A 13,526-nucleotide genomic window follows, 5' to 3' on the forward strand; every position below is an offset into this window, starting at 1 on the left:
GGCCGTGGCCGCTTGGACCTGGTCGCCGGCGGCGACGGCGCCTGGCCACGGCGGTCGATGGGGTCCGTACGGCGCCCCCTCGCCGGAACCGGCGAGGGGGGTACTGGCAGACCCCCGGAAGAGGCGTGCCCCGTACAGGGGCCCGGGCAGGGCAGGCGGGTGGTTGCCTGGATAGCGGGCCTGCTGCACGGCATCGATCATTCGAGCAGTACGCGCCGTAACGGCACGCAGGAGATTGTCGCCGCCGCAGCCCCGCCGTCTGCCCTTTCACCCCACGTTTGGAGATGAGGACACCCCCATGGCTACGAAACTGACCGGAACCGTCGCTCTCGTCACCGGCGCGAGCAGCGGGATCGGCGCCGCCACCGCCCGCGAGCTCGCCGGGCAGGGCGCCTCGGTGGCGCTCGTGGCTCGCCGCAAGGACCGCCTGGAAGCTCTTGCTGCCGAGATCGAGAAAGCCGGTGGCACCGCGCTGGCGGTGGAAGCGGACATCACCGACCGTCACCAGGCAGAAGTGGCCGTGGGGCAGGTCGTCGAGCGGTTCGGGCGGCTGGACACCCTGGTCAACAATGCCGGTCTGATGCTCGTCGGGCCTGTCGTCGGGGCGGACGCCGAGGAGTGGGACCGCATGATCGCGGTCAACGTCCAGGGTCTGCTCTACACCACCCGCGCCGCCCTGCCGCATCTGCTGAAGGCTGCCGAACAGGCGCCGCGCCAGGTTGCCGACATCGTCAACATCGGCTCCTACGCCGGTCGCGTGGCGAGCAGCGGGTTCGGTGTCTACAACGCCACCAAGTTCGGCGTGCACGCCTTCACCGAGTCCCTGCGCCAGGAAGTCACCCAGCGCCACGTACGCGTCGGTGTCGTCGAGCCGGGTGCCGTGGAGAGCGAACTGGGCACGCACAACAAGCCCGAGATCCGCGACGAGGTGATCAACCCCGTCTTCGATGGAACCGAGGTCCTCGCGCCCGAGGACATCGCGGACGGTGTCACCTACATGGTCACCCGTCCCCGACACGCCGCCGTCGGCGAGCTGTGGATCATGCCCACCGAGCAAGCCTGAGCACCTCCATCGCGCGGCCTCCCCGGCCAGGGCAACGCATCAACACCCCATCACCCGGGCCGCATCGGCCCCGGAAAGGAATGGTTATGAGCAAGGTCATTTTTGTCACTGGTGCCGGGCGCGGTCTGGGCACGGACATCGTCCGTGAGGCTCTGGCGGCCGGTCACCAGGTCGTGGCCACCGGGCGGCGCCCCGAGGAGGTTGAGAAGACGCTGGGCGGGCCGCAGGACAACCTGCTGACCGTGAGGCTGGATGTGACCAGTCTGGAGGAGGCGCAGGCGGCCGCGCAGGCGGCGGTCGAGCGGTTCGGCCGTATCGACGTGCTGATCAACAATGCGGGGAACTTCTTCGCCGGCTACTTCGAGGAGGTCTTGCCGGAGCACATGCGCCAGCAGATCGAGACCAACCTGTTCGGCCCGATGAACGTCACCCGTGCGGTCCTGCCCGTGATGCGTGCTCAGCGCGACGGTCACGTCGTGTCGGTCTCCTCGCTGGGCGGTCAGGTGGGCACGGAGTTCACCGCCGCCTACGCGGCTTCCAAGTTCGCCGTGGAGGGCTGGATGGAGGCCCTGCACCAGGACATCGCGCCGTACAACATCCGCACCACGATCGTGGAGCCCGGTTACTTCCGTACCGAGCTGCTGGTGGATGCCTCCACCACGTGGCCCGAGCCGACCATCGCCGACTACGCCGAGCGCACCACTGCCACGGTCGCGGCGTGGAAGAGCATCAACGGGCAGCAGCCGGGTGATCCCGTCAAGCTCGCCCGCGCCCTGCTGACCGTTGTCGGGCAGGAGCAGCCGCCGGTGCGCTTCGTCGCCGGCGCCGACGCCATCGAGGGCGTCACGGCCAAGGCCCGCGAACTCCTCGCCCAGGTCGAAGCCTCCCGCGCACTGGGCGGCAACCTCGGCCACGACGACACCAACGCCTGAACCACCCCACACACCAGGCGGACCCACCAGTATCTCCCCGTACCGAAGGGCACCAGACTCCCTTGCCTTCCTTGCCCAACACCGCCTCACCAATCCCCCAGACCAGTGACCCGCAAGGTTTCACGGTCTCCGCGTCGACGGGCTGGAACAGCCGGACCTGGCTGCTTCTGGTCACCTTGTGCGGGGCTCTCTTCCTCGACGCCCTCGACATATCCATGGTCGGAGTCGCCCTCCCCTCCATCGGCAGGGACCTGGCCATGGACACGGCCATCCTCCAATGGATCGTCTCCGCGTACGTCCTCGGCTACGGCGGTTTCCTGCTCCTCGGTGGGCGAGTCTCGGACCTCCTGGGGCGCCGCCGGGTGTTCCTCGCGGCGGTGGGCGTCTTCGGTGTCGCCTCGGTCATCAGCGCCCTGTCGACGTCGGACGGGCTGATCATCGCGCTGCGCTTCGTCAAGGGTGTGAGTGCCGGGTTCACCGTGCCGGCCGGCCTGTCGATCATCACCACCACGTTCGCCGAGGGACCCGCCCGCAACAAGGCGTTCTCGATCTACTCCGCCTGCGGAGCCTCCGGGTTCTCGCTCGGGCTGGTCTTCGGAGGTTTCCTCACCGAGCTCTCGTGGCGTGCCACCCTGCTCTTCCCCGGCCCGGTCGCGCTGCTCCTGCTCGTGATCGGAATGCGGGTCGTGCCGAGGGTGGCCCGGGAGAAGTTCAGCTTCGCGCAGTTCGACCTGCTCGGCGCGCTGAGTTCCACAGCGTCCCTGCTGATCCTGGTGTATGCCGTCGTACAGGCTCCCGAGGTCGGCTGGGCCGGCGCCCAGACACTGGCCCTCTTCGCGATCTCAACCCTGCTCGCGGTGTCGTTCGTCGTCATCGAGCTGCGCCACCCCCACCCGCTCCTCCGCCTGGGCATCCTGCGTTCGGTGCGGCTGGTGCATGCGAACGTCGCCGGCTTCGTGATGTTCGGCGGCTATGCCGCCTTCCAGTTCCTCGCCACGCTCTACGTCCAGGGTTCGCTCGGGTGGAGCCCTATCAGCATGGCGGTGGCCTTCCTGCCGGTCGGGCTGATAGTCGTGATCTCCGCGATCAAGATCGAAGGCGTCCTCGACCGGTTCAACACCACGGTCCTGGTGGGGGTGGGCCTGCTGGCGTTCGGTGCGGCTTATCTGTTGTTCCTGCGTACGTCGCCGGGCATGAGCTACTGGAACTTCATGTTCCCGACCATGGTGCTGCTCGGGATCGGATTCGCGGTGTTGTTTCCCGCGGTCAACTCGCAGGCGACCGCAGGCGTTTCGGATGACGAGCAGGGGTTGGCCTCAGGACTGCTCAACACCTTCATCCAGGTCGGTGGGGCCGTGATGATGGCCGTCGTCACCGCCATCATGTCGAGCTCGGGCGGGGCCCGGGCCGGGGGACTGCTCCCCGGCATGGGGACGGCGGTGATCGCCGTGGCCGCGTTGACCGCAGTTGGGCTGCTGATCACCGCTGTCGTCCTGGTCGTGCTGCGGGGCGACACTGCGGCGGGAGGTGGGCCCTCAGCGGGCAGACTCGATCTCGAGGAGAGGGAGCTTGAGCTGACGCGCTGACGCGCTGACGCACGAGGAACGGCACATGTGGAACGTCGAGACACCCCCTGACGGTCCGCACGTGCCGTTCCCCGTACTCAGCGAGCAAACTGCCCGCGACCATGAGATTTCGAGCCCGTTGGCCCCGGTCACGTCCCTTGATGCCTCTGCTGCCGCGCCCCTGGCCCGGCCAAGCCCACAAAGGCCGAGAACGTCATGCTCCGCCTGCGCTCCGAAGAACGCACCGCGCCCGGCCCCCTTTCTCCGCCCCCACAGAAAGCCGCCCGATGACACATCCCAAGGAACTGGTCGTCCTTTACCCCGCGCCCCAGTCCACCGAGCGGATCTTCGCCCCGGTGACCCTGCGTCGACTGCACGAGGAGTTCGAGGTGCTCGACCTCGAAGGCGATCCCGACGCCGAACGGCAGCTGGACCTGGCGCTTCCCCGAGCCTTCGCCGTGGTCGGCCAGCCCGACCTGTCCGCCGAACGCGTCGAGCGTGCCGTGAGCCTGCGGGCCCTGTGCAACGTCGAGGGCAACTTCTTCCCCAACGTTGACTACGCCGCTTGCGCCGACCGCGGTGTCCACGTGCTCGGCTGCGGACCCGCTTACGCACAGGCCGTCGCCGAGTACTCCCTCGGCCTCGCGCTCGACCTGGCCCGGGGCATCACCCGCGAGGACCGCGCCTTCCGGGCCGGCGCCGAGGGGTACACCTTCGCGTCCAACACCGACTCCATCCTGCTGCGCGGCGCCGAAATCGGCCTTATCGGCTTCGGCAACCTCGGGCGCGCGCTGCACGAGCTGCTCGTGCCGTTCCGGGCCACCATCCGTGTCTACGACCCGTGGCTGCCGGAGCGCCACCTGGAGGAGCACGGAGTGATCCCGGCCTCGCTCGACGAGGTACTGGAGACCAGCCAGGTCCTGTTCGTCCTGGCCACGATCACCGAGGAGAGCGAGCGGCTGCTCAGCGAGGCACGGCTGCGCCGACTGCGCCCCGGTGCCCGCCTGGTCCTGGTCAGCCGGGCCGCGGTCGCCGACTTCACGGCCCTGATCGAACTCGTCAGCCAGGGCCACTTCCTCGCGGCACTGGACGTCTGGCCCGAGGAGCCGGTGACGGCCGATCACCCGGCGCGTGCGGTAGAAGGACTCGTGCTGTCCGCGCACCGGGCCGGCGGCATCCCCGCGGCCTTCGAGAAGATCGGGGAGATGGTCCTCGACGACCTCTTGCAGATCAGGGCGGGCCTGCCGCCGGTGCGTATGCAGGTGGCGGCCCGGGAGCTCGTCCACCGCTACCGCAGCCGTCCGGTCACCACCGCGGCGGGTGCGAGGAACGCATGAGTGCCATGCGAGTCGCCGTGGCCGGTGCCGGCTTCATGGCCGTCGTGCATACCTGCGCAGCCCGAGGCGCCGGGGCGCACCTGGTGGCCGCGGTGCACCCGGACGGAGAAAAGGGGCGGTCCGCGGCTGAAGCGTTCGGCGCGGACCGTGGATACCCATCCCTCGACGACGCGCTCGACCACGCGGACGCGAACTGAGCGCTGGCGGCACCACACGCACGTAACCGACTCACGGGCAGGCCCGGCCCTCCCCGGAGCGCACCGGCCTGCCCGACCACCTTCGCACCCAAGGACCGCCATGTCCGTCACCCTCCCCGCCCGAGCCCTGCTCTTCGACTGCGACGGCGTCCTGGTCGACTCCGACAAGAGCGTCATCGCCTCCTGGAGCCGCTGGGCCCAGGTCTACGGCCTCGATCCCGACGAAGTAGCCGCCGCCGTCCACGGCCGCCGATCCGCCGACACCGTGCGGCTGTTGATCCCGCCGGCTTTGCGCGCCGAGGCACTTACCGCCATCGACGCCTTCGAACTGGAGGACGCTGCCCAGGTCACGGCGGTCCCCGGAGCCGCCGACCTCCTCACGTCACTGCCGCAGGGCACGTGGGCGGTGGTCACGTCCGGGACCCGGGCGCTGGCCACCGCCCGCCTGAAAGCCTCAGGGCTCCCGGTGCCGTCCGTACTGGTCACCGCGGACGACGTCACGGACGGCAAGCCGCATCCCGAGGGGTATCTCTCCGGCGCCAAGGCGCTGGGCACCCCGATCGAGCACACCGTCGTCCTGGAGGACAGCACGTCCGGCATCGAGGCCGCCCGCCGAGCCGGAGTGGGCGGCGTCGTCGGCGTCGGCGAACGGGCACTGGTGACGGACGCGGACGTCGTGGTCGCCGACCTGCGGTCGCTGCGTTGGTCGGGGGAGGGGCTGCTGTCGGCCGAGAACCACCTGCGACCGGTCACGCCACCCGCCCGGACCCCTCCGGCCGACTCGGCGGCGCAGACCCGATGACGAAACCTGCGGTGCCGGCAGCTTGATGGAGACCTGTCCGGTGTCGGTGACACGGATGGTCTCGTTGCCGAAGCGCTTGCCCGACTCCCCGTCGGCGGCCAGAAACATCCGCTCCGCCTGCCACCGCTGTCGCCACGTCGCTTCGTACAGCCCGGCCGCCGCCAGGTGATGGCGCGTGTTCGCCAGCCGCTTGCCGCCACGCACCACGTGCACCCGGCCCGCCGTCCAGTCCCCCCACCCCCGCCAGCCGGTCCTTCAAGGTCTGCAGACGGCGCGCCTTGGCATGCCACTCACCCCGCGAGGCATACCCGCGCACCAGGCCTTCCCGTTTGTTGGCCTTGGCGCTCAGCGGCCTGGCCAGCCGCGCCTCCACCACTGCGATCTGCCCCCGCAGCCAGACCATATGGGCCACCCGCCCGCGCCTGGCCAGCGCCCACTGGTCATGGGTGGCCTTGGTGATACTGCCCGCCCAGCGCGCCGACGACCTCCCCGTCAGAGCCCGCTTGCGCACCGCCCACCCGGCCGCATCATGCGACAAACCCTGCCGGGACCGTACGGCGAGATCCTCCGCCGCCAGCGACCCCAGGAACATCCCGACCTCGGCGAGCACCGCCGCATCCGTCCCGCTCACCCGCAGCCGGTCCCGGATCGCCACCCCGGCAGGACCGGGCACCACGAACGACGCCGCCAACTCCCGCAGCGCACCCACCCGTTCACCCCCACCCAGCCGAAGAGCTCCCAACACCGCAGTCAACGAGCACCACCCACAAAGGTCACCCGTTCGCCCTAAGAACGCCCGTTCCTCTCAGGGAAGCCGATCCCAGAACACCCCCTGGCAGCAAAGACCACCTCTGGCGAAACTCCGCACGATCCGACCCACACATCCGGCACCGGCACTCACTCACCCGCACCCACCCAAACTCACTCCTACTCACTAAGCAGCCAGCAGTTCTGAACCCCACCCCTGACCTACTCCCGCTTCTCGGGGACCGTGCTGCTGGACCCGCCAGGATTACGCGGCACACCCCAGATACCGCACTGGCCCTGCGTCCAGGCCGTCGAAGACGCCCTCAGCCATCGGGGCATCCCGCCGGGCACCGTCGGGCCGGCCACCACGGCCCTGAACGAGGCCTGACCACCTATATGACCCTCGCCTCGGACGTCTCCCGCACGACCTCGGCTGCCCGTGGTGGAAAACGAGCTGCTGCCCCGGCGGACGTGCCGGGGCAGCAGTGGGAGCTCAGAGAGCCTGAGCCGCGTGGGCCTGAGGGCGGTTCGGCGCTGGACGGGCGCCGATGCCCCGGTGTGGTCGGTCAGTGCTCGATGGAGGCCATGTTCGCCTCGTCATGGCGGGCGCCGGCCGGCGGGGTGAGGTTGTTGAGCCGCTCGATCTGGTCGCTGCTGAGCTTGATGCCGTCGGCGGCGGTGTTCTCCTCGACGCGGGCGGCGCGCTTGGTGCCGGGGATCGGGGCGACGTCGTCGCCCTGCGCGAGAAGCCAGGCCAGGGCGATCTGGGCCGTCGTGGCGTCGACCTCGGTGGCGATGGCCTGGACCTCGTCGACGATGCGCAGGTTGAGCTTGAGGTTCTCACCAGTGAAGCGCGGGTTGGTCTTGCGCCAGTCGTCGTCGGCGATGTCCTCGGTGGAGCGGAACGCGCCAGTGAGGAAGCCGTGGCCGAGCGGCGAGTAGGGAACCAGGCCGATGCCGAGTTCGCGCAGCAGTGGCAGCAGTTCGGCCTCCACGTCGCGTGTCCACAGGGAGTACTCGGTCTGCAGGGCGGCGACCGGGTGGACGGCGTGGGCGCGGCGGATCGTCTCGGCCCCGGCCTCGGACAGGCCGATGTGCCGGATCTTGCCCTCGGCGACCAGCTCGGCGAGGGTGCCGACGGTCTCCTCGATCGGGGTGTCGGGGTCGACCCGGTGCTGGTAGTACAGGTCGATGTAGTCGGTGTCGAGCCGCTTCAGGGAGCCTTCGACGGCGGTGCGGATGTTCGCCGGGCTGCTGTCGAGGACGTACGGTCCGCCGCCCGCGTGCGAGTACATGCCGAACTTCGTCGCAAGGACGACCTGGTCGCGGCGGCCGCGGAGGGCCTCGCCGACCAGTTCTTCGTTGATGAACGGCCCGTAGATCTCGGCCGTGTCGAGATGTGTGACGCCCAGGTCCAGTGCCCGGTGGATGGCGCGGACCGACTCGGCGTCATCGGTGCTCGCACCGGCGTAGAAGGCGGACATCCCCATGGCACCCAGGCCGATCCGGGAAACGTTCAGCCCACCGAGTGAGACGTGCTGCATCAGATTGCTCCGTTCTTTTGGTTTCCTTATCCAGGCAACCAGCCGTCGACCGCCACCGGGCCCGCGTACGGGGTACTGCTTTTCGGGGGGTCCGCCAGTGCCCCCTTCCACGACGCCGACAGCGGGGCATGGATCGGTCCGGTACGACGGGACAGGGGCAGGCCGGTGCCGTCGTGGGCGTGGGAGATGATCTCGGCGGTGATGGAAATGGCCGTTTCCTGGGGGGTGTGGGCGCCCAGGTCGAGCCCTATCGGGGAGTTGAGGCGCGCGAGGTCCGCCTCCGGTACGCCGGCCTCCCGTAGCAGTTCCAGGCGCTGTTCGTGGGTGCGCCGCGAGCCCATGGCCCCGATGTAGCCGACCGGCAGGTTCAGCGCGAGGCGCAGGAGGGGGATGTCGAATTTGGCGTCGTGGGTGAGGACGCAGACGGCTGTACGGGCGTCCACCTCGGTAGCGGCCAGGTACCGGTGCGGCCAGTCGGCCACGACCTCGTCCGCGTACGGGAAGCGCGCGCGGGTGGCGAAGACGGGGCGGGCGTCGCAGACCGTGACCTGATAGCCCAGAAAATGCCCCGCCTCGCTCAGGGCGTCGGCGAAGTCGACGGCACCGAAGATCAGCATGCGAGGAGGCGGAGCACTGGTGTGGACGAGCACTGACAGCCGCTCGGGGCAGGTGTCGGCGTCCCCGCCGACCTCGATCCGGCCGGTGCGGCCGACCCGCAGCAGCGCACGTGCCTGCGCCGCGACCACCTCGTCCTCACGTGGCCCGCCCAGGGTTCCGTCGTACGGGCCCTCGGCGGGCACGTGAAGGGTGCCGCCGAGGAGTTCTTCCGGGCCGTCCACGATCTGGGCCACCGCGGCGGGCCGACCCGCTGCCATCTCGGCGAGGGCTGCGGTGAGATGGGGCCGCACCGCGGGTTCCACTCGCTGTACCAGGATCTCGATCTCGCCCCCGCAGGTCAGGCCCACGGCGAAGGCGTCGGAGTCCGTGTAGCCGAAGCGCGTCAGTACCGGAGCACCGCCGGATTCGAGGGTCTCCCGGCACAGTTCGTAGACCGCTGCCTCCACACAGCCGCCGGAGACGCTGCCGATCACGTCGCCGTCGGCGCTCACGGCCAGCGCGGTGCCGGGTGGCAGGGGTGCGCTGCCGCTGACGTCGACGACGGTGGCGAGGGCGAAGGGACGGGCTTCCCGGCACCAGGCGTACAGCGTTTCCGCGATGTTCAGCATGGACGGGTCTTCCTCAAGGGGTGTGGTGAACGGGCCGCCGCCGCGGCCGCGGGGGAACGGAGTTCGCGGCGGCGGCCCTGGTGTGCCCTGCGTGGCGGGGCGGCCCGCAGGGCGTTCGTGGCGAGCCCGGTTGCTCAGAGCAGGGCTTCGGCCGTGATGGGCAGGGTGCGGATGCGTCGTCCGGTGGCGTGGAAGACCGCGTTGGTGAGGGCGGCGGCCACTCCGAGCTGGACGACTTCGCCGATGCCCTTGACGCCGATGGGGTCGGCCTCGTGGTCCTCGCCGTCGAGGTAGATGGCCTTGAGGTCGGGAATGTCGGCGTTGACGGGGACGAGGTAGTTGGCCAGGTCGGCGTTGACGATCCGGCCGTCGCGCTGGTCCATGACCATGTGCTCAAGCAGGGCCTGCCCGATGCCGCCGACCATGCCGCCCAGGGCCTGGCTGTCGGCGAGCTTGGGGCTGATGACGCGGCCCACGTCGTACACACCGAGCATCCGCCGCACCCGGACAAGACCGAGGCGGGCATCGACGGCGACCTCGGCGAACACCGCGCCGTAGGAGTGCACCGAGGCCCGGTGGGACTCTTCGGGGGTGTAGGAGCCGAGCACCTCGAGGTGGGTGCGGTTGTTGCGGGCCAGCAGCCGCTGGTAGGTCTCCCCGCGCGCGGGATTGTCCTTCACGTACAGCCGCCCGCCGCGTACGACGACGGTGTCGGCGGCGGCGCCGTACAGCGGCGAGTCCTCGTCCTCGACGGCGAGTTCGATCGCCTGTTTGCGCAGCTTGTCGCAGCCGTCCTGGACCGCGGAGCCGACGTTGGCCATGGTCATGGAGCCGCCGTGCGGCGGGGTCACCGGCATACGGGAGTCACCGAGCCGGAAGGTCACGTTGCGCATCGTCAGACCGAGCGCGTCGGCGGCGAGCTGGCTCTGGGAGGTGTAGGTGCCCGGGCCCATGTCGCTGGTCGCGGCCTCGACCAGAGCCGTGCCGTCGGCGTCGAGCCGGACCGACGCCTGGGCCGCCCAGTAGAGGTGGTGGTAGACGCCGGCGGCCATGCCGGTGCCGATCAGCCAGTCCCCGTCGCGGGTCGAGCGGGGCTTGGGGTTGCGGCGGTCCCAGCCGAACTCGCGGGCGCCGGTGGTGTAGCACTCGCGCAGCCGCCGGGTGGAGAATGGCAGTCCGTTCGACTCGTCCTCGGCCGGCTCGTTGCGCCGGCGCAGCTCGATCGGGTCGATGCCGAGTTCGTGGGCGAGTTCGTCCATCGCCGACTCGACGGCGAAGGAGCCGGTGGCGTAGCCGGGCCCGCGCATCCAGCACGGCGTGTTCACGTCGAGCGACACCGTCCGGTACTCCTGGCGGACGTTGGGGGTGCTGTAGAACATGTTGCCGGGGGCCAGGACGCCCTCTTCCACGAAGTTCTCGTACGTCGAGGTCTCGGCCGTGACGTCGTTGACCATGGCGGTCAGGCGCCCGCGCCGGTCACTGCCCAGGCCCAGCCGGAACTCGTACGTGGGCCGGTAACCGACCCCGAAGTAGAGCTGCTTGCGCGAGAGCACGAGTTTGACCGGGCGGCCCGTCTCACGGGCGGCGACGGCCGCGATCGTGACATGCGGCCAGGAGCGGATCGCGCCGCCGAACCCGCCGCCCACGAACGGCGAGATGACCCGGATCGACTCCTGCGGGATACCGAACACGGCGGCCAGCTCGACCTGCGTGCCGGGCACCCACTGGGTCTTGTCCCACAGTGTCAGCTTGTCCCGGTCCCAGCGGGCGATGGTGGCGTGCGGCTCCATCGGGTTGTGGTGGTTGCGGCCCAGATGGTACGTGACATCCAGCTGTACGGCGGCGGAGGCGAGTGCCTTGTCCGCGTCACCGCGCGCGTAGGTGAGGGGCTTCCAGTCCGGGCGGTCGGCCGGGTCGGCCATGTCGGTCGACGGCTGCCGGGCGTCGTAGGAGACCTTCACCAGACTCGCCGCGTGCTGCGCCGTCTCCAGCTCGGTGGCGACGACGACGGCGACCGGCTGCCCGTGGAAGAGGACCTGGTCGTCCTGGAAGACGTGCAGTCGATCGCCCTCCAGCGGGTCGATCGAGGCGGGGTTGTCGCGGTAGGCCAGTTTCGGCGCGTTGAGGTGGCTGATCACCTTCAGGACGCCGGGCTGGGCGAGGGCGGCACGGGTGTCGATGCCGGTGATCCGGCCGCGGGCGACCGTGCTGTCGACGACGACCGCGTGGACCACGCCCTTCATGTCGTGCTCGGCGGCGTAGGTCGCCTTCCCGGTCACCTTCAGCCAGCCGTCCACACGGGACAGCGGCGCTCCCACGGCTGCCTGCGGCTGAGGACTCACTTGGTACCTCCTACGACGCGCAGCTGGCGTTCGACGGTGCGCTTCACCAACTCGACCTTGAAGCGGTTGTGCTCCATGGGGCGGGCCCCGTCGGCGGCGCGTTCGGCTGCCGTGGCCCACAGGCTTGCCGACGGTCGTTCGCCGATGAGGTGCCTCTCGACGGCGGGCAGCTTCCATGGCACGGTGCCGACGCCTCCGGCGGCGACCCTGGCCTCCTGGATCCGCCCGCCGCGGATGTGCAGGGCGACGGCCGCGGAGGTGAGGGCGAATTCGTAGGACTGCCGGTCGCGGACCTTCAGATAGCCGGACTTCAGGGGGCGGGGAAGCGGCGGGATCTCGACGGCGGTGATCAACTCGCCCTGCCGGATGGCCTGTTCGCGGTTGGGGGTGTTGCCCGGCCGGAGCAGGAAGTCGGCGAAGGGCACGGTGCGCTGTCCGTCCGGGCCGAGCAGGTGGACGGTCGCCTCGAGTGCGGCGAAGGCGACGGCCACGTCCGAGGGATGGGTGGCCACGCAGTTCTCGGAGGTGCCGAGGATCGCGTGGGTGCGGTTGAAGCCCTCCAGCGCCGCGCAGCCCGATCCGGGTTCGCGCTTGTTGCAGTTCGCGGTGACGTCCCGGAAGTACGTGCACCGGGTGCGCTGCATGATGTTGCCGCCGATGGTGGCCATGTTCCGCAACTGGGCGGAGGCGCTCAGCTCCAGGGCCTGTGAGACCACCGGATACAGGGCGCGCACCCCGGAGTGGGCGGCGGCTTCGGACATCCGGACCAACGCCCCGATGCGCAGGCCCCCGTGCCGGGTGACGACGATCTCGCGCAGCGGCAGGGCACTGATGTCGACCAGGGTTCTGGGCCGTTCGACGGTCTCGCGCATCAGGTCGACCAGGGTGGTGCCGCCGGCGATGTAGCGTCCGCCGCGTTGACCCGCGTCCAGGGCCTCGCGGGTGTTCTCCGCCGTGGTGTACGAGAAGGGGTACATGGCGCTCACTTCCCGTGCGCGGTCTGCTCGACCGCGCGCACGATCTTGACGTAACAGCCGCAGCGGCAGATGTTGCCGCTCATGAACTCCCGGATCTCGTCCTTGGAGCCGGTGTGCCCCTCCTGGATGCAGCCGACGCCGGACATGATCTGGCCGGGGGTGCAGTAGCCGCACTGGAAGGCGTCCTGTTCGACGAACGCCCGCTGGAGCGGGTGCAGTTCGTCGCCGTCTGCCAGGCCCTCGATGGTGGTGACCTCGGCGCCCTCCAGCCGTATCGCCAGCGTCAGGCAGGAGTTGACCCGCCGTCCGTCGACCAGGACCGTGCAGGCCCCGCAGGCACCTGCGTTGCAGCCCTTCTTGCTGCCGGTCAGCTCCAGATGCTCGCGCAGCAGATCCAGCAGCGAGGTCCGGTTGTCCACTGTGAGGGTGTGCCGCTTGCCGTTGACGGTCAGGGAGACACGGCCGCTGGGTGGTCCGTCAGCGGCGACCGCCTCCTCGGCGCCCAGGCCGAGTGGTCCCGCCAGACCGCCCGCCATCACGGCGCCACCGACGACGGCGGTCGTGGCGACGAAGGTGCGCCGGGACGGTTCCGACGTGGACGGTTCCGACGGGGGTGCGGTCGGCGGAGGGGCAGCTGAATCAGTGACTTCAGTAGACATGCGTACGCTTTCTACTCGGTGGAAGGTCAACGGCCTTGCTCATCGGCGCGCTTGCAGGAGAACGGGTGTCGTCTCCCAGGTGTGGCAACCGGCCGGCCCACCCCGTCGCCTGAGATGACGGATGCTGCCTCGGTG

Annotated in this window: 11 protein-coding genes and 1 pseudogene; 6 read left to right on the forward strand and 6 right to left on the reverse strand. The window is 70.0% G+C overall.

Annotated elements, in window-relative coordinates; translation table 11 throughout:
* Window positions 1–298 precede the first annotated feature (298 nt).
* The 6 genes from ABZ098_RS29640 to ABZ098_RS29665 all read left to right on the forward strand — a co-directional run bounded on the left by ABZ098_RS29640 (window position 299) and on the right by ABZ098_RS29665 (window position 5,896).
* Window positions 299–1,063, forward strand: a complete 765-nt coding sequence (locus ABZ098_RS29640; RefSeq protein ID WP_356596290.1) for an SDR family NAD(P)-dependent oxidoreductase — start codon at window positions 299–301, stop codon at window positions 1,061–1,063.
* Window positions 1,064–1,149: 86 nt separating this feature from the next.
* Window positions 1,150–1,995 (forward strand): SDR family oxidoreductase, encoded by an 846-nt coding sequence (locus tag ABZ098_RS29645; protein WP_356596292.1) that lies wholly within the window; start codon window positions 1,150–1,152, stop codon window positions 1,993–1,995.
* Window positions 1,996–2,066: 71 nt separating this feature from the next.
* On the forward strand, window positions 2,067–3,581 hold the full coding sequence (locus tag ABZ098_RS29650) for an MFS transporter (protein ID WP_356596294.1): 1,515 nt from the start codon (window positions 2,067–2,069) through the stop codon (window positions 3,579–3,581).
* 266 nt (window positions 3,582–3,847) lie between these two features.
* On the forward strand, window positions 3,848–4,897 hold the full coding sequence (locus tag ABZ098_RS29655) for an NAD(P)-dependent oxidoreductase (protein WP_356596296.1): 1,050 nt from the start codon (window positions 3,848–3,850) through the stop codon (window positions 4,895–4,897).
* Window positions 4,894–5,094: a Gfo/Idh/MocA family oxidoreductase gene (locus tag ABZ098_RS29660; RefSeq protein WP_356596298.1), complete on the forward strand. Its 201-nt coding sequence runs from the start codon at window positions 4,894–4,896 to the stop codon at window positions 5,092–5,094. The genes ABZ098_RS29655 and ABZ098_RS29660 overlap by 4 nt, the downstream gene beginning before the upstream one ends.
* A 100-nt stretch (window positions 5,095–5,194) precedes the next feature.
* A complete protein-coding gene (locus ABZ098_RS29665; RefSeq protein WP_356596300.1) occupies window positions 5,195–5,896 on the forward strand; it encodes an HAD-IA family hydrolase in 702 nt (233 codons plus the stop codon).
* Window positions 5,897–5,905: 9 nt separating this feature from the next.
* On the opposite strand, the pseudogene ABZ098_RS29670 reads toward ABZ098_RS29665, so the two are convergent.
* The 6 genes and pseudogenes from ABZ098_RS29670 to ABZ098_RS29695 form a co-directional block, all read right to left on the reverse strand.
* Window positions 5,906–6,605: pseudogene (locus tag ABZ098_RS29670) on the reverse strand (IS200/IS605 family accessory protein TnpB-related protein); the annotation flags it as partial.
* Between the two features lie 604 nt (window positions 6,606–7,209).
* Window positions 7,210–8,187 (reverse strand): aldo/keto reductase, encoded by a 978-nt coding sequence (locus ABZ098_RS29675; protein WP_356596302.1) that lies wholly within the window; start codon window positions 8,185–8,187, stop codon window positions 7,210–7,212.
* 26 nt (window positions 8,188–8,213) lie between these two features.
* Window positions 8,214–9,413 (reverse strand): XdhC/CoxI family protein, encoded by a 1,200-nt coding sequence (locus tag ABZ098_RS29680; RefSeq protein ID WP_356596304.1) that lies wholly within the window; start codon window positions 9,411–9,413, stop codon window positions 8,214–8,216.
* Between the two features lie 134 nt (window positions 9,414–9,547).
* Window positions 9,548–11,755, reverse strand: a complete 2,208-nt coding sequence (locus ABZ098_RS29685; RefSeq protein ID WP_356596306.1) for a xanthine dehydrogenase family protein molybdopterin-binding subunit — start codon at window positions 11,753–11,755, stop codon at window positions 9,548–9,550.
* Window positions 11,752–12,732, reverse strand: coding sequence for a xanthine dehydrogenase family protein subunit M (locus tag ABZ098_RS29690; protein ID WP_356596308.1), 981 nt, complete (start codon window positions 12,730–12,732; stop codon window positions 11,752–11,754). Before ABZ098_RS29690 ends, ABZ098_RS29685 begins: the two co-directional genes overlap by 4 nt.
* Window positions 12,733–12,737: 5 nt before the next feature.
* Window positions 12,738–13,391 (reverse strand): (2Fe-2S)-binding protein, encoded by a 654-nt coding sequence (locus ABZ098_RS29695; protein ID WP_356596310.1) that lies wholly within the window; start codon window positions 13,389–13,391, stop codon window positions 12,738–12,740.
* Window positions 13,392–13,526 lie beyond the last annotated feature (135 nt).

It is taken from the genome of Streptomyces sp. NPDC006335 (assembly GCF_040612795.1).
Lineage (GTDB): Bacteria > Actinomycetota > Actinomycetes > Streptomycetales > Streptomycetaceae > Streptomyces.